This is a genomic window from Actinoplanes sp. NPDC023801, from assembly GCF_040639655.1.
GTDB lineage: Bacteria > Actinomycetota > Actinomycetes > Mycobacteriales > Micromonosporaceae > Actinoplanes.
On sequence record NZ_JBFAAI010000034.1, the window covers coordinates 17,776 to 33,562 of the forward strand.

Consider the following 15,787-nt stretch of genomic DNA (forward strand, 5'->3'; position numbering starts at 1 on the left):
GCGGTGGGACGAGCCGGAGGCTTCGTCCCGGACAGGAGGCTGCCGCCACCGGATCGAGCCCGCGGCGGCAGCCTGTCGATCAGCGGGTGGGCGGGTAGGCCCTCACCTCGTCGACGGTCAGGCGGCCCGCGCCACCACCGAGATAGAGCGACAACTGGGTCACCTTCTGGAGGTCGAGATCCCCGCCCGGGGCCCACGGCGGCGGGGCGAACGCGGTGAACGGCACCCGGATCACGCCCGACGGGGTCGCCGCGGGAAGGGTGTGTTCCCAGTAGACGCCGTCGGCCACGAACTGGACGGTGATCGTCGCCTGCGTGGCGGACCGGTCCAGCCGCAGTTCGATGCCGTCCTGGCCCCACAGATCGATCGGTGCGGCGAAGGTCCGGCTCACCCCGGCGTAACCGGACGATCCGGCTGTCACGTCCAGGGCCATGGCTTTCCCGCTGCCGGACGGTGACGGCACCAATGTGGAGGTGACCGGGTCGCCACCGGTGTTACGGACGTACGCGGCGGTCAGGGCGGCATCGTCGGTGTAGCCCTCGAAGTCGTCGATCGTCACCGGCGCCGTCGGGACGGCCCTGGTGGTGAAGGCGGCTACGGGAGTGCTCGTGCTGCCCGCCGCGTTGGTGGCCCGTACGTTCCAGTACCAGGTCGTCGCCGGGCCGAGTCCCCGTGGCGGCTCGTACGAGCTGTCCGGGAGACCGGTCACGCTGATCTCCGGGTCGGTCAGGTCCGCGTTGCGTGAGACGGTCAAGGTGTAGTAGCCGGCTCCCTCGGCGGGCTTCCAGGAGAAGGAGTCCGGGCCGATGACCTCGGTGGCTCCGGCGGCCGGGCCCACCACCTCGAAGGCGGCGGGCGCAGCAGTGACCGGCGCGGGGTCGGCCGGCCACAGGGTGGCCCGGGTCAGGCCGGCCCGTCCGCCGCCGGTCCAGGCGAGCCGCACGTGGTCGGCGTCCGGCAGTGTCGCGGTCACCGTGTACCGGCCGTTGCCGGCCCGGTCGACCGAGGCCTGGACGGTACGCCAGGTGTTGCCGTCCCCGGACACCTCGACCGCGAGCCCGGCGCGCCGGCCCATCGCCGTCGAACGATGGTCCGTCTCCGGCCGGTCGGATGCCAGGACGTCGAACGTGACGCGCCGGGTCGCCGCCCGGTGCCAGCTGATCCAGGCGGGGCCGGCACCGGCCGGGTGAGCGGTGGTGTCGCCGGCGCCGGGGCGCAACTCGAGTCCGGCGTGCCCGTCGGCCAGGTCGAATGTCTCGAGCGGGTCGACGAGGACCGTGTCGCGCCGCGCGGCGTACACCGGATCCGAAGCCTTTCCGGCCCTGTCGCCCTTGAAGGGGGTGACCCGGTACCAGATGTCACCCGGAGCGGTCAGGTCGGTCCACGGGGTGTCGTTGTCGGTCAGCAGGCCGCGGTGTGCGGGGCGCCACGGGCCGCGTTCCGAGCGGGACCGCTCGACCAGGTAGGCGTCGGCGGCCGCCGCGCCCCGCCACTGCACGACGTTGAGGCCGCCGCGCTTGCCGATCCCGGTGATGAGCGGGGTGCCGACGGGCTCACGGGCGGCCGGCGCGCCGAGGGCCTTCGCGTAGTCGATCTGCGCCCGGTTCGCGGCGGCCATCCGCTCGTCGTCGCCGGGAAGGTGGAAGGTGAAGCCGTCGTCGTGCTGCACGAATCCGTGACGGTCATGGTGGCCGAACAGCGACCACGACAGCATGCCGGTGACGTTCGGGTCGGCCACCAGTGGGGTGAGGAGTTCGCTGCTCGCCGCCGTGGAGGCGTACTCGCCGGCGATGTAGACCTTGCCGGCGGCCGCAACGGTGGCGGCGTCCGACCGTACCTTCGCGGCGGTCGGCGGGTAGTAGTGCACGTCGACGATGTCGATGTCCGGGGCCGACAGCGTGTCCGGGTCGATGTCGAAACGCCGGCCCGCGGCGATCAGCTGGCGCGGCGCGAGGGCGGAGAGGACAGCCGCGTTCGTGTTGATCCACTGGGGGGTCATGCCCTCGAGTTCGTTGCCGAGTTCCCAGGCCATGATGGTCGGGTCGTCGACGAGGCGTTTGCCGGTGAGCGGGTTGACGTGGTGCATGACGTGCTCGGCGTACGCCTGGTAGTCGGCGATGACCCGGGGGTCGGTGTAGAAGGCTTCGCTGGGCAGGCCGTACGGCTCGGTGAAGTCGGCGTGCCCGCCGTGGTAGTAGGCCCAGTTGTCGGTGAGCGGCAGGATGAGCCGGATCCCGGCCCTTCCGGCGTGGGCGACGGCGTAGTCGATGGTGCGGAACGCCTCGTCGTTGAATCCGGCCTCCTTCGACGGAAGCAGCGTCTTCGGGTGGCCGGTGGAGGCGAGCATGTGCGAGCGGACGACGGTCATGCCCATCGCCTTGGCCGTGTCGAGGGCGTCCCGGATACGGAAGTACGTGGGGTAGTCGACGCCGCCGACGTTCTCGTCGAGGCCGAGCCAGTAGAGGTTGGTGCCGGCGAAGCGGAACGGCTTCTTCCCGATCTTGAGCTGGGTGCCGTCCCGGGTGACGAACCGGCGGTGCGCGTGGGCGCCGGCCGGGACGGGGACGGCTGCTGAGGTGGCTATGACGGTCATGGCGATGATGGCGGTTCTACGTCTCATGAAATCCCCGAGAGGGCTGAGGCCAGGTCGGTGACGACCCAGGGGTCCTTGACGGCGGCGGGGTCGAGGTCGATCGGGGCGCGTACGTGCAGGACCGCCGACTCGCCGGGCAGCAGGGTGACGAAGCCCCGGTCGACGACGGCGTCCGGGTGGATGCGGTCGGGCTGCAGCAGGACGTCGCGGGCCAGGCCGGTGGCGTGCAGGCGGACGTCCAGCCCACCGGGGACGGCGTCGGCAGTCACCGTCAGGCCGGCGTCCGGGACGGGATCGCCGATGAAGTGGAACGCGCGTACGTCACCGAGCGTGGCCACGACGAAGGCGGCGTCCCGGTCGTCGACCGGCGTCAGGGTGACGGATCGGGCCGCGACGGTCACCGGCGTGATGGTCGTGGACAGGACGGCGCCGTCGGCGTCGCGGTGCTGGACGCGCAGCTCGCCGCTCCACGCCGACGCGTGGTCGTTGAGTACCGCGACGACCAGGCCGCCGTTGCGCGGCTGGATGGTCAGGCCGCGGTCCGCGTAGACCGTGCGCAACGCGAAGTACAGCGGCTTGAACCGGCCGGCGCCGTCGATCGCCGCCCACGAGGTGACCGGCCACAGGTCGTTGAGCTGCCACACGATCGTGCCGGCGGTGTGCGGCCAGTACGAACGCCAGTGCTCGATGCCGGTACGCACGGCACGAACCTGGTTGAGCTGGGTCAGATAGTGCCAGGCCTCGGTGGAGGCGGGTGCCGGGAAGTGCGGCTCCAGGCCGCGGGCGAGTTTGCCGTTGCCGTCCTCGGCCTTCTGGTGGTGCAGTACGCCCGGCGAGTCCGGAAGCAGCGGCTCGTCGGAGACGGCGTCGCGCAGCGTGGTCCAGGCCGGTGGCGCCTGCCAGCCGAACTCGGCGACGAACCGGGGTGCCGTGTCGCGGTAGCGCAGGTAGTCCTCGCGGTTCCACACCTCCCAGGAGTGCATGGTCTGGTGGTCCGGCGAGTTCGGCTCGTGCTCCCACGATCCCGACCAGGGACTGCCGGCCTGGTAGGGGCGGGTCGGGTCGAGTTCGGCGACGATCCCCGGCAGGACGTCGAGGTAGTAACCCTCGCCCCAGCTCAGGTCACCGCCGGGCTGTTCGTTCCAGCCCGACGCCTCGTACAACCAGAGGTTCTCGTTGTTGCCGTTCCAGGTGATCAGGCTGGGGTGCGGGGACAGGCGGGTCACGTTGTCGCGGGCCTCGGCGATCACCTCCGAGCGGATCGGCTCCTCCTCCGGGTAGCAGGCGCAGGCGAACAGGAAGTCCTGCCAGACCAGCAGGCCGAGTTCGTCGCACAGCTCGTAGAAGGCGCGGTCCTCGTAGATGCCGCCGCCCCACACCCGGATCAGGTTGACGCCGGCGTCGGCGGCCTGACGAAGCCGCAACTCGTAGCGTTCGCGGGTCATCCGGGACGGGAAGATGTCGTCGGGGATCCAGTTGACGCCCTTGACCAGGACGGGCTCACCGTTGACGTGGACGACGAACCGGGTGCCGGCCTCGTCCGGGCTGCGGTCGATGTGCACGGTGCGGAACCCGGTCAGCCGTTGCCAGCGGTCGAGTTCGGTGCCGTCGTCATCGGTCAGCACGACCGTCAGGGTGTGGAGCGCCGGCTTGCCGTAGCCGATCGGGTTCCACGGTGTCACTCCGGGCACGCCGATCTCGGCGCGGACGCCGGTCTCCCCCGCCGGAATGTCCAGGGCGGCGATCTCACGGCCGTCGAGCAGCACCGTCGCGCGCAGGGCACGATCACGCGTTCGCTCGACGCCGGCGGTCAGATCCAGCTTTCCGGCTTTTCCGTCGTACGTGCAGAGTGGACGCACCGTGGCGAGGCGGGCGGTGCTCCAGCCCTCGAGACGGACCGGGCGCCAGATTCCGGCCGTGACCAGGGTCGGCCCCCAGTCCCAGCCGAAGCTGGCGGCCATCTTGCGGATGAACTGGAACGGCTCCGGGTAGGCGTTGGGGCGCTGCCCGAGCAGGTCCCGCACCCGCTCGGCCTCCGTGTAGGCCGACGTGAGGTGCACGTCGAGGCGGCCCGACTCCCCGGTGACGTCGAAGCGGTAGGTGCGGTGCATGTTGCGGGTGGAACCGACCACCGCGCCGTCCAGTTCGACGCGAGCGACCGTGTCCAGGCCCTCGAAGACCAGGTCGACGCGGTCGCAGTCCGGCCCGTCCCAGGTGATGTCCCGCGAGTACGTCCAGTCCTGCCGGCCGACCCAGGCCACCGCGTGCTCGTTGTCGTCGAGGAACGGGTCCGGGATCCGAGATCCGGCGAGCAGGTCGGTGTGCACGCATCCGGGCACGGACGCCGGGAGGTCGACGCCGGTGCCGCGCAGGTTCCACGTACCGCCGAGGTCTTGGGTGTGGATCATTTTGTTGCTCCCGCGGTGATGCCGTTGTAGATGAAGCGCTGCAGCAACAGGAAGATCACCACGGTGGGGATGATGACGATCATGGTGCAGGCGGCGATCGTCTCCCACTGCGCCCCGTAGGGACCTTTGAACTTGAACAGGGCGGTGGAGATGACGTTGAGATCGGGTGATCGCAGGTAGAGGAACGGGATGTAGAACTCGTTGTAGACGGCGATGCCCTTGATGATCACGACGGTGGCGATGGCCGGCTTCATCAGCGGCAGGATGACCCGGCGATAGATGGTGAACCGGGACGCGCCGTCGATCATCGCGGCCTGGTCGAGACTCGGCGGGATCGACTGCATGAACTGGATGAAGATGTAGATCGAGATGATGTCGGTCCCCATGAACAGCACGATCGCCGACCACGGTGTGTTGACCAGGCCCATCGACTTGACGATCTGATAGGTCGCGACCTGGGTGGTAACCCCGGGAACCAGGGCCGCGACCAGGAACAGGCCGAGAATCAAGCGCTTGAACGGGAAGACGAAACGGCTGATCGCGTACGCCGCGAGCGTCCCGACCGCGACGGTGCCGGCCAGCGACACCACCAGGATGAGCGTGGTGTTCAGGAAACCGCGGAACATGTCGCCGGCGATCCAGGCGGTGACGAAGTTGTCGAAGTTGAACCAGTTCTCCGGCGGGGTCAGCGATCCGGTCCTGCTGTACTCCTCGCGCGTCTTGAACGAGGCGAACAGCAGCACCACCAGAGGCAGCAGGACGATGACCGAGGTCAGTACGAGCGAGGCGTACTTGGCGGCACGGGCCACACGACTCATGACAGGTTCACCTCTTCGTCGGGCAGCAGGCGGCGCTGGACCCAGGTGATGAGCAGGACGAGCAGCAGCAGGACGACCGCCATCGCCGAGGCCAGGCCGACCTGCCGGAACTGGAAGGCCGTCTCGTAGGCCTGGATGACGAAGGTGCGGGTGCCGTTCGCGCCGCTCGTCATGATGAACGGGATCTCGAAGACCGAGAGGCTGCCGGAGATCGCCAGGATGAAGGAGAGGCTGATGATCCGCCGGATGCCGGGCGCGATGATGTGCCGGAACTGGTGCCACCGGTTCGCGCCGTCGATCTCGGCGGCCTCGTAGATCTCGCCCGGGATGGACTGGATCGCGCCGAGGAACAGCACGAAGTTGAGCCCGGTGAACCGCCACACCGACGTGCCGGCGAGCGAGAGGTTGGCGATGTCCGGGTCTCCGAGCCAGAGCCTGGTGTGTTCCCCCAGCCCGACCAGCCGCAGCACCGTGTCGAGCGTGCCGTCCGGCTGGAAGAGATAGAGGAAGACGAAACCGACCGCGACCCCGTTCAGCAGGTACGGGAAGAACAGGATCCCCTTGAACAGATTGCGGAAGCGGGTCTGGAACGACAGCACGACCGCGAAGTACAGGGCGATGGCGATCTGCGCGAACGACGCCGCGAAGTAGTAGAGGCTGATCAAGAAGACCCGCCAGTACCGTTCGTCGGTGAAGACCCGCACGTAGTTGTCGAACCCGACCGGGTCCATCGTGACGTCCAGGCCGTCCCACTTGTGGAAGCTGTAGAACAGCATGTTGCCGACCGGCACGTACGTGAAGGTGATCAGCAGGAGGAGCGCGGGTGCGACGTACAGCCAGGGGGTGTAGCGGAATTTCGGCCGGTGCCGGTGCCGGCGCCGGCCCGCCGTGACGGCGGGCCGGGCCTCGACGAGTTGACTCGTCACTTCATCACCGTGGACTGGGCGGCGCTCCAGCGCTTGTTGAGCTCGGCGAAGTACGACTCCTTGTCACCCTTGGCCGCGCCGCGGGCGATGTCGACGAGCTTCTGCCGGTAGATCGGTCCGGCCAGATCGATCTCGGACTCCTTGATGATCTGGTCCTCCTTGCCGCTGTTGGCCGCCGCGGCCGGCAGTTCCAGCAGCTCGACGCCGGTGGCGGTGAAGTCCTCGAGAGCCTTGGGCAGCGGCTGGCCGACGGCGGTGGGGATCGCCTGCTGGTCGGCGGCGAACCCGGACTCGGTGACGAACCACTCCAGCCAGGCCTTGGCGGTGGCCTTGTTCGCCGAGTTCTTGCTGACCGCGCCCTTGTAGTCGCCTTCGATCCGGGCGTGGAACTTCCCACCGGTCTGGTGCGGGAACGGCCAGAACGCGATGTCGTCGGGGTTCGATCCGGCGGCGGTGGCGGCGTCGCGCATCTGCGGGACGGCCCACGAGCCGAGCAGCATGCTGGCGACCTTGCCGGTGCCGAGCATCGGCTTGGAACCCTCCCAGTTGGTGGTCAGCGGGTCCTTCTCGCTGAGCCCCTGCTTCACGATGTCGAAGAGCAGGCCGTCGGTGATGTGCTGGAGCTTGCCGGGCTGCCACGGCTGCGCGTCGGCCGGGAAGTTCTCGTTGACCTTCGGGTCGTTGAGGATCGCGCGCTGGCTGTTGAAGAAGCTCAGCGGCCAGCCGTCCTTGTAGTTGGTGTAGAACGGGGTGGCGCCGGTGGCGGCGACCGCCTTGAGCGCGGCCAGGAACTCCTCCGGCGTCTTCGGCGGCGCGGTGACGCCGGCCTGCGCGAACACCCGCTTGTTGACCACGAAGCCGTTGGCGACGCCGCCCAGCGACAATCCGTAGACCTTGCCGTCGTACGCCTTCTCGTCGATGAACCGGTACTTGCCCTTGAGCTCGTCGACCGTGCCGAGCGGCTCGAAGAACTGTCCGAGCTGGTCGACCGCGACGGTGTTGGGGATCAGCAGCACGTCGCCGTAGTCACCGCCGCTGAGCTGGGTGGTGACGTCCTGCTCGTAGTTGGTCACGCCCTCGAAGGTGACCTTCGTACCGGGGTACTTGACCTCGAACTTCTTGGCGTACTCGGGGAGTTTCGTGGTGACCAGGTCGGTCCGGTTGGTCAGAACCGTGATCTCGCCCTTGACGTCGCCGGAGAAGTCACCGGCCGCGGAGTCGTCGCCGCCCGCACCACCGGTGCAGCCGGCCAGCAGGGCCAGTGCCGTGAGCGCACCGATACCGATGAATCGCCTTCTATTGGTCATCGCTTTACCTGTCCTGGGTCAATTCGATGTCGGCGGATGCGTCACCGCCTCGTTGAGGGCCCAGCATGGTGGCGGCGTTACGAGCCTGTCAAGCTTAGATTACTAATTTATTTTCCTCCGTTGCAGGTTAAAGTGGGTGCGCCCGCTAGGCTCAGGGCCCGTCGCACCAGGCCCCTCGCTTTCCGCACGGAGTGGAGACACATCACCGTCATGGCACGTCGAGAAACACCCGCGGCAGGGCCGGGCAGCCGTGCCCTGATCGTCGATGTGGTCCGCTCCGCGGTGACCATCAGCCGCGGCGAACTGGCCGACCTGACCGGGCTCACCCAGCCGTCCATCTCCAACATCGTGCGGGACCTGATCGCCGAGGGGATCATCCACGAGATCGGCTCCACCGGCGCCGGCCAGGGCCGGCCGCGCAAGCTCATCGCGATCAACCCGGCAAACCGGTTCGGCGTCGGCTTCCACATGGGACCGGACACACTGACCTGCGTCGCCATCGACCTGACCGGCGGCGTCGTCGGACGCGAGGTGGTCCCCCGCCCGCCGGACGGGACCTGGACACCGGACCGCCTCGCCGGGCGGTTCCACGACTTCACCGAATGCCTCGACCTGCCGGCCAGCCGCATCGAGGGACTGGCCGTCGTGGCACCGGCCTCGGTACCGGTCGAAGCCGGGCTGCGCGCCGAACTGGCCGACCGCATCGGCGTGCCGGTCCTGATCGAGAACGACGCGGCCGCGGCGGCCCTCGGCGAGTTCTGGAGCCGCCGGGTGTCCCGCGAACAGGCCTTCGGCTGTGTCTACCTGTCCACCGAGGTCGGTGCCGGGTTCGTCTTCGGGGGCGCGCTGTTCCGGGGCGCCGGCTCCGGAGCCGGCGACCTCGGGCACGTGTCGATCCACTACGACGGCCGGCCCTGCCCGTGCGGCAGCCTCGGATGCGTCGAGCAGTACGCGTCCACGACGGCAAGCGTGAAAGCCGCCCGCGAAGACCCGGAACTGCGGGCCCGGCTCCCGCTGGACCTCAGCACGTCGAGTGCGTACGACGCCATCGCCCGTGCCGCCGTCAACGGTGACCCGGCCGCCTGGACCGTGCTCGACCAGGCCGCCGAATATCTCGGCATGGCCGCCACCTCGATGGCCAACCTGCTCGACCTCGGCCGGCTCGTGCTGACCGGGCCGGGCGTCGCACTCGCCGGCTCGATCTACGCCCGGAGGCTGCGCACCCACCTGGCCCGCACCGCGCACTCCCGCCAGCGCCACACCCTGACGGTCGAACTGTCCGCCCAGCCGCGCGACGCGGCCGGCATCGGCGCCGCCGTCCTCGTCGTGCAGGCCGCCGTCGCACCCGGACACGGAGGAGACCGATGACCACCGAACCCCAGCGGGTCGGCCTCGTGATGGCCCGCTCGTCCGAGGTGATCGGCGAGGAGCCGTTCTATCACGAGTTCATCGAGGGGCTGGAACGCGTCCTCACCCCGGCCGGCTTCTCGCTGCTGGTCAAGATGGTCGGCGACCGGGCCGCCGAGAACGCCGTCTACGAGACGTGGTCGGCCCGGCGGCAGGTGCGCGGCGTCATCCTCGTCGATCTGGTCCCCGACGACGACCGGGTGCCGCTGGTCCGCCGGCTCGGGTTGCCGGCCGTCGTCCTCGGCGACCCGTCGACCGCCGACGGCCTTCCGACTGTGTGGACCGACGACGCCGGGTTCGCCCGTGAAGCGGTCGGTTTCCTCGCCGGACGCGGGCACACCGTCCTCGGCCATGTGAGCGGGCCGCTCGGCTTCGCACACACCCAGCTGCGTCGCGGCGGCGTCGAGGCCGAGGTCGGCGACCGCGGCCTGACCCTGCTCACCGCCGAGGGCGACTACTCCCAGGAGTCCGGGCGCACGGCCACCGCCCGGCTGCTCGGCAGCCGTCCCGCCCGGCCCACCGCCATCGTCTACGACAACGACGTCATGGCCCTCGGCGGCCTGGAGACCATCCGGGCGTACGGGTTACGCGTACCCGCCGATCTGTCCGTCGTCGCTTGGGACGACTCCGCCCAGTGCCAGCTGGCTGTTCCGGCGCTGTCGGCGATGAGCCACGACGTCGCCCGGATGGGCGAACTCGCCGCCGAAGCGGTCCTGGACACCTTCCTGGACCCCTCGGCCCGTACCGTCTACGAGGCGCCGAAGGCCCACATCGTCGAACGCGACAGCACCCGCTGAACCCTCTCGCGGCTCCTGCCGAGCTGCCGACCGCCCGCCTGCGCGGCACCGGCCCCCACAACCGCCGGCCGTATCCCACGCACGTTCTGACCCGCGAATTCCGTATCCCCGATACGGCCGGCGGGCCACGGCGACCGCCGGCCGCACCCACGCAGGCCATCCGTGCCGCATTACCGGCCGGCCGTAAGGCCGGCGGGCTAGAGGTCAGCGGCAGCGGCGGCCCGGCAGACCGATGATCAGGGCCAGGCCGACCGTGAGGTGCATGCCCAGCAGGCCCAGGCGGCTGCCGGTGCCGATGCCGGCCAGCGGTCCCGCCAGGGACAGCAGCAGCACGATCGAGGCGACGATCCGGAAGGTACGGGCCGGGCGGCGGACCGTACGCTCCAGAATCGCGAGCAGGCCCCACGCCGCGGCACCGGCGAGGATCGCGGTGATCGCGACGGCGACCGGCCCGACCCGCGTGACGGTGCCACCCTGGTCGACGGTAAGCGCGATCCCGCCCCAGCGGTCGACCGTCCACAGGAGGAGGGATCCGGCCGCACCCGCGGCGACGGTGACGGCACGACCGGCCCGGCGGCCGGTGGTGGCGCGGTCGGCGGTGTGGTTCTGGCCGGTGCAAGCGATGTTCGTCATGCCGTCAGGGTGGCGGCCGGACAGGGCCGGCCACATCGGGCCGATGACGGGCGACCACCGACTTTGGATGGTGCCGGCCACCGCACGCCGGTCGATACCCTCGGCGGGTGAACGGCCACTCCCCCGGCTACCGCCGTCGCGGTGCCGTCATCGTCATGGTCGCGGCCGGGCTGCTGAGCACGGCGACGATCGTCGGGCGCTGGAGCAACACGCCGGCCGGTCCGCTGCTCGCCCTCGACATCATCGCCGGTGTGCTGGCCTGGCTGCTGACGCCGCTGATGCTGTGGCGGCCGGTCGCCGCCACCGCGGTTCTCACCGTGCTGGCCGCGCTGTCTCCCGCGGTGACGCCGCCGGCGACCATGGGCGCGCTGGAGGTGGCCCGGCGACGGCCCCGGGCGGTCGCGGTGTCGGTGTCGGTGGCCGGCGTGGTGGCGCATGCGGTGCAGGGCGCGTGGCGATCGAACGGCGACATGTCGTACGGCTGGTGGCTGGCCCTGGTCGTGATCGCCTACGGTGCGCTGCTCGGCTGGGGAGCATGGGCGCAGGCCCGGGAGGCGCTGGTCCGTTCGCTCGAGGAACGGGCCCGCCGGGCCGAGGCCGAACAGGGCCGCCGGGTGGCCGAGGCACGTATGTCGGAACGCCGCCGGATCGCCGGGGAGATGCACGACGTGCTCGCACACCGGCTGTCGCTGCTGGCCACGTTCGCGGGCGCGATGGAGTTCCGGCCGGACGCCCCTCCCGAGCAGCTGTCGAAGGCGGCGGGGGTCGTACGCAGCGGGGTGCACCAGGCACTGGAGGAACTGCGGGAGGTGATCTCGCTGCTGCGCGACGACGATCCGGACGGTGAGGGCATGCACCCGCAGCCCGTGCTCGCCGACGTTCCGCGACTGGTCGGCGAGTCCCGCGACGCCGGTGCGGAGGTGCTACTGCACGATGCGGTCGACGAACCGCAGCAGGCGCCTCCGGCGGTCGCGCGTACGGCGTACCGGGTGATCCAGGAAGCTCTGACGAACGCCCGCAAGCACGCCGCCGGCCAGCCGGTACGGGTGACGCTGAGCGGCGGCCCCGGAACGGGCCTCGAGATCGAGGTACGCAATCCGCTGTCCGCCCCCGGCACACTGCCGTCCGGCGGCGCCGGCCTGGCCGGGCTGACCGAGCGGGTCAGCCTGTCCGGCGGCAGACTCGACCATCAGCAGTCCGGGGGCGAGTTCCGGCTGCACGCATCGATACCATGGCCGGCGTGACCAGGCCGGTGCGGGTGCTCGTCGTGGACGACGACGCCCTCGTCCGCGCCGGACTGACCATGATGCTCGACGGTGCTCCCGGTATCGCGGTCGTCGGTGAGGCCGCCGACGGCGACCAGGTGCCGGCCGCCGCCGACGCACACTCACCGGACGTGGTGCTGATGGACGTGCGGATGCCACGCGTCGACGGGATAACCGCCACCCGGCGCCTGCGGGCCCGGCCGCGGCCACCCGAGGTGATCATGCTGACCACCTTCGACACCGACGAGAACATCCTGCACGCGCTACGGGCCGGGGCCAGCGGTTTCCTGCTCAAGGACACCCCACCGGCCAGGATCGCCGAGGCGGTGCGACTGGCCGCGGCCGGCGAGCCGATCCTGTCGCCACGCGTCGCCCGGCGGCTGATGGACCGGGTGACGGTGCAGGCCGGGGCATACGAGCGGGCCCGATCGGCGCTGGCCACGCTCAGCCCCCGCGAACGTGACGTGGCCGTGACGATCGGGCAGGGCCTGGGCAACGCCGAGATCGGCGCGGAACTCGACATGACCCTGGCGACGGTGAAGAGCCACGTGTCGCACATCCTGACCAAGCTGGCCCTCGACAACCGCACCCAGATCGCCCTGCTGGCACACGACGCCGGCCTGGCCTGATCCCCGCCACCCGATCGGTGGTCGTTTTCCGGCAGACGCTCGTGCAGTGTGGACGGCGTGGCCGCACGCATCTTCATCTCGCACACCGGCAGTGACAGCTCATGGGCCGCGTGGGCCCGGTGGCACCTCGAGAACGAGGGCCATCCGACCGAGCTCGACAGCGTCGACTGGGGCGCCGGCACCAACTTCATCGAGTCCATGGACAAGGCGCTCGACAAGGACAATCCACTGCTGGTTCTGCTCTCGCGGGCCTACCTCGACCGCACCAGGTTCACCACCGACGAGTGGACCGCCCGCTTCGCCCAGCGACGGCGGGATCCCTCGGCGAAGATGATCGCGATACGGCTGGAGGACGTCGACCTATCCGGCGGGATCTGGGCGCCGATCATCACGTACGACCTCTTCGGCATGGACCCGGATGCCGCAGCGAAGGTCCTGCTGAAGGCGGTGCTCATGGTGCTGGACCCGGACGCTGCGAGAAGGCTGTCACCCACACCGCCCGCCTTCCCCGGCGGCCCTCCGCAGGGCCGCCCCTGACAGCTGCGACCCGTTCCGCGATCAGCTTGGAACCGCACAAGATCTGCGGAGGGGCCGGTGGTCGCTTCCGACAGCGGTTCGTGCAGTGTGGACGGCGTGTCCGAGCGCATCTTCATCTCCCACACCGGTAAAGATCGTGCTTGGGCGGAGTGGGCGCGCTGGCATCTCGAGAAAGCCGGCTACCCGGCCGAACTCGACAGTGTCGACTGGGCTCCGGGAACCAACTTCATGGAGGCCATGAACAGGGCCCTGCGCCGGGACAAGCCGCTGCTGGTGCTGCTGTCGTCGGCCTACCTGGACCCGGACAAGCCCACCACCGACCAGTGGACCACCCGGCTCGCCCAACGACGCGCGGACCCGGACGCCAAGCTGATCCCCTTGCGTGTGGAGAACGTCGACCTGCACGACGGGCTGTGGGCGCCCATCGTCGTGCCGGACGTCTTCGACCTTGATCCAGATCGGGCGGCGGCACTGTTGCTCAGAGCGGTGCGGCAGGTCGTCGACCCGGCATCGGCCGGGAATCAGTCCACGGTGCCGCCTGCCTATCCGAGCCGGGTGGCCGTGGCTGCCTCGGTCGACGGCCCGCGACCGCCGGGGTCGCTGCCGCCGGTGTGGAACCTGGCCCGCCGCAACCTGGGATTCACCGGCCGGGACGGCATGCTGAACCAGCTTCACGATGCTCTGCAGGGCGGGAGCCGGGTCTCGGTGCAGGCCTTGGAAGGCATGGGCGGGGTCGGCAAGACCCAGCTGGCTCTGGAGTACGCGCACCGGTTCGCCGGTGAGTACGACCTGGTCTGGTGGATCCCGTCGGAACAGCCGGAACTGATCGGCGACCATCTCGCGGCACTCGCCCAGAAGCTGAAGCTGGCCCCGGCCGGTACCGCCACACCGGAAGCGGTCGAGGCATTGCGGGACCACCTGCGGCAGACCACCCGGTGGTTGCTGGTGTTCGACAACGCCGAGGACCGCGACGACCTGGCCCCGTGGCTGCCGGACGGTCCGGGCCACCTGCTGATCACCAGCCGTAACCCGAACTGGATCGGCATTGCGCACGCTGTCGATGTGGACGTGTTCACACGGGCCGAGTCCGTGGCGCTGTTTCGCTCCCACCTGCCGCACCTGAACGACATCGACGCGGGCCGGCTGGCCGATGCCCTCGGCGATCTTCCCCTGGCCGTCGGTCAGGCCGTGGAACTTCTCGCCGAGACCCGGACACCGATCCAGGACTACCTGGATGATCTCGCCGCTCATACGGCTGAGCTGATGAACGAAGGACGCCCACCGGCCGGATACCCGGTGTCGCTGGCCGCCACCGTCACTCTCACCGCCGACCGCCTCCGCACCGCCGACCCGGCGGCCGGGCACCTGCTCCACCTGTGTGCGCGGCTCGGACCCGAGCCGATCCCCACCGACCTGTTCACCGCCCGGCCGGACCTGCTCCCTGAGTCATTGGCGACGGTCACCCGCAAGCCGATGGCGTTCCGCCGGACCATGGCGCAACTCAGCCGGCACGGTCTGGCGCGGTTGACCGAGACCGGCCCCATCCTGCATCGCCTCGTTCAGGCAGTCCTGCGCGACAGCGACCCCGATGCGGGCACTCACCGAGACACCATCGAACGCCTGCTGGTCGCCGCCGCACCCGACGACGGCACAGATCCGCAGTGGTGGCCGCGCTGGAGCGTTCTGCTACCGCACATTCTCGCCGCCGACCCCGCCACCACCGTCAATCGCGGCCTGCGCTACACCACCGGCAACGCGGTCTGGCATCTGATAAATCGAGGCGACAATCGCACCGCCCTGCCCCTCGCACAGCACCTGTGCCACGCCTGGCGCAAGCGGCACGGTCCTGACGAAGACACCAGCCTCGCCATCGCCCACACACTCGCCGTCATCCATCGGCAACTCGGCCATCACCAACAGGCCTACGATCTCGACCGGGAGCTTCTGGACCGACGACGCCGGCGGCAGGGCGACGACCATTACAACACCTTTGCCTCGATCAACAACCTCGCTGCCGACCTTCGGGCCCTGGGGCAGCTCGAACAGGCGCGGAAGCTGGACGCGGAATGCTTGACCCACTGGCGCCGCCTGTTCGGCGACGACCATCCCCATGCCCTCGCATCGGCCAACAACCTCGCCATCGACCTGCGCCATCTGGGCAGATTCGAGGAGGCACGGCAACTGGACGAAGACACCCTCGCCCGCAAGCGGCGAGTACTCGGCGACGACCACCCCGACACGCTGATCTCGGCCAGCTGCCTCGCCATCGGCCTGCGTCACCTGGGCAGATTCGAGGAGGCACGGCAACTGGACGAAGACACCCTCGCCCGCAGGCGGCGAATACTCGGCGACGACCACCCCGAAACCCGGCGGTCGGCCCGGCATCTCGCCAGGGTTCTTGATGCCCTCAGCCGGCATGCGGAAGCTCGTGAACTCCGCACACAATTCTCGCTCGAGTGAAGAGGTG

General features: G+C 69.9%; 12 protein-coding genes. 6 read left to right on the forward strand and 6 right to left on the reverse strand.

Features of this window, described 5'->3' with window-relative positions; translation table 11 throughout:
• Positions 1-79: 79 nt before the first annotated feature.
• From AB0G04_RS37860 to AB0G04_RS37880, 5 genes are read right to left on the reverse strand one after another with little or no spacing between them, the layout of a single operon-like run.
• On the reverse strand, positions 80-2,620 hold the full coding sequence (locus AB0G04_RS37860; RefSeq protein ID WP_360993383.1) for a carbohydrate binding domain-containing protein: 2,541 nt from the start codon (positions 2,618-2,620) through the stop codon (positions 80-82).
• The gene (locus tag AB0G04_RS37865) at positions 2,617-5,001 is read right to left on the reverse strand and encodes a glycoside hydrolase family 2 protein (RefSeq protein ID WP_360993386.1); all 2,385 of its coding nucleotides are present in this window, start codon (positions 4,999-5,001) and stop codon (positions 2,617-2,619) included. The genes AB0G04_RS37860 and AB0G04_RS37865 overlap by 4 nt, the downstream gene beginning before the upstream one ends.
• Positions 4,998-5,819: a carbohydrate ABC transporter permease gene (locus AB0G04_RS37870; protein ID WP_360993389.1), complete on the reverse strand. Its 822-nt coding sequence runs from the start codon at positions 5,817-5,819 to the stop codon at positions 4,998-5,000. Before AB0G04_RS37870 ends, AB0G04_RS37865 begins: the two co-directional genes overlap by 4 nt.
• Positions 5,816-6,745: a sugar ABC transporter permease gene (locus AB0G04_RS37875; protein WP_360993392.1), complete on the reverse strand. Its 930-nt coding sequence runs from the start codon at positions 6,743-6,745 to the stop codon at positions 5,816-5,818. The genes AB0G04_RS37870 and AB0G04_RS37875 overlap by 4 nt, the downstream gene beginning before the upstream one ends.
• Positions 6,742-8,052 carry an extracellular solute-binding protein gene (locus tag AB0G04_RS37880; protein WP_360993394.1) on the reverse strand — a complete coding sequence of 437 codons (1,311 nt, stop codon included), beginning with the start codon at positions 8,050-8,052 and terminating at the stop codon, positions 6,742-6,744. The genes AB0G04_RS37875 and AB0G04_RS37880 overlap by 4 nt, the downstream gene beginning before the upstream one ends.
• 210 nt (positions 8,053-8,262) lie before the next feature.
• Between AB0G04_RS37880 and AB0G04_RS37885 the strand changes: the two genes are divergently transcribed.
• Together AB0G04_RS37885 and AB0G04_RS37890 are read left to right on the forward strand one after the other, a co-directional pair.
• On the forward strand, positions 8,263-9,420 hold the full coding sequence (locus AB0G04_RS37885) for an ROK family transcriptional regulator (protein WP_360993397.1): 1,158 nt from the start codon (positions 8,263-8,265) through the stop codon (positions 9,418-9,420).
• Positions 9,417-10,256, forward strand: a complete 840-nt coding sequence (locus AB0G04_RS37890) for a substrate-binding domain-containing protein (RefSeq protein ID WP_360993400.1) — start codon at positions 9,417-9,419, stop codon at positions 10,254-10,256. The genes AB0G04_RS37885 and AB0G04_RS37890 overlap by 4 nt, the downstream gene beginning before the upstream one ends.
• A 204-nt stretch (positions 10,257-10,460) precedes the next feature.
• Here AB0G04_RS37890 and AB0G04_RS37895 read toward each other — a convergent pair whose 3' ends face one another.
• The gene (locus tag AB0G04_RS37895; protein WP_360993403.1) at positions 10,461-10,889 is read right to left on the reverse strand and encodes a DUF6069 family protein; all 429 of its coding nucleotides are present in this window, start codon (positions 10,887-10,889) and stop codon (positions 10,461-10,463) included.
• Between the two features lie 107 nt (positions 10,890-10,996).
• Between AB0G04_RS37895 and AB0G04_RS37900 the strand changes: the two genes are divergently transcribed.
• The 4 genes from AB0G04_RS37900 to fxsT all read left to right on the forward strand — a co-directional run bounded on the left by AB0G04_RS37900 (position 10,997) and on the right by fxsT (position 15,780).
• Positions 10,997-12,133, forward strand: a complete 1,137-nt coding sequence (locus AB0G04_RS37900) for a histidine kinase (RefSeq protein ID WP_360993405.1) — start codon at positions 10,997-10,999, stop codon at positions 12,131-12,133.
• Positions 12,121-12,783, forward strand: coding sequence for a response regulator transcription factor (locus AB0G04_RS37905; RefSeq protein ID WP_360993408.1), 663 nt, complete (start codon positions 12,121-12,123; stop codon positions 12,781-12,783). Before AB0G04_RS37900 ends, AB0G04_RS37905 begins: the two co-directional genes overlap by 13 nt.
• A gap of 57 nt (positions 12,784-12,840) precedes the next feature.
• Positions 12,841-13,320: a toll/interleukin-1 receptor domain-containing protein gene (locus tag AB0G04_RS37910; protein WP_360993411.1), complete on the forward strand. Its 480-nt coding sequence runs from the start codon at positions 12,841-12,843 to the stop codon at positions 13,318-13,320.
• A gap of 96 nt (positions 13,321-13,416) precedes the next feature.
• A complete protein-coding gene (gene fxsT, locus AB0G04_RS37915) occupies positions 13,417-15,780 on the forward strand; it encodes an FxSxx-COOH system tetratricopeptide repeat protein (RefSeq protein ID WP_360993414.1) in 2,364 nt (787 codons plus the stop codon).
• Positions 15,781-15,787 lie beyond the last annotated feature (7 nt).

Bases quoted from the DNA above. Each gene is read 5' to 3' on its own strand.
- AB0G04_RS37870 (WP_360993389.1), bottom strand. From the start codon at position 5,819: ATGAGTCGTGTGGCCCGTGCCGCCAAGTACGCCTCGCTCGTACTGACC.
- AB0G04_RS37905 (WP_360993408.1), top strand. From the start codon at position 12,121: ATGGCCGGCGTGACCAGGCCGGTGCGGGTGCTCGTCGTGGACGACGAC.
- AB0G04_RS37890 (WP_360993400.1), top strand. From the start codon at position 9,417: ATGACCACCGAACCCCAGCGGGTCGGCCTCGTGATGGCCCGCTCGTCC.
- AB0G04_RS37860 (WP_360993383.1), bottom strand. From the start codon at position 2,620: ATGAGACGTAGAACCGCCATCATCGCCATGACCGTCATAGCCACCTCA.
- AB0G04_RS37880 (WP_360993394.1), bottom strand. From the start codon at position 8,052: ATGACCAATAGAAGGCGATTCATCGGTATCGGTGCGCTCACGGCACTG.
- AB0G04_RS37865 (WP_360993386.1), bottom strand. From the start codon at position 5,001: ATGATCCACACCCAAGACCTCGGCGGTACGTGGAACCTGCGCGGCACC.
- AB0G04_RS37885 (WP_360993397.1), top strand. From the start codon at position 8,263: ATGGCACGTCGAGAAACACCCGCGGCAGGGCCGGGCAGCCGTGCCCTG.
- AB0G04_RS37895 (WP_360993403.1), bottom strand. From the start codon at position 10,889: ATGACGAACATCGCTTGCACCGGCCAGAACCACACCGCCGACCGCGCC.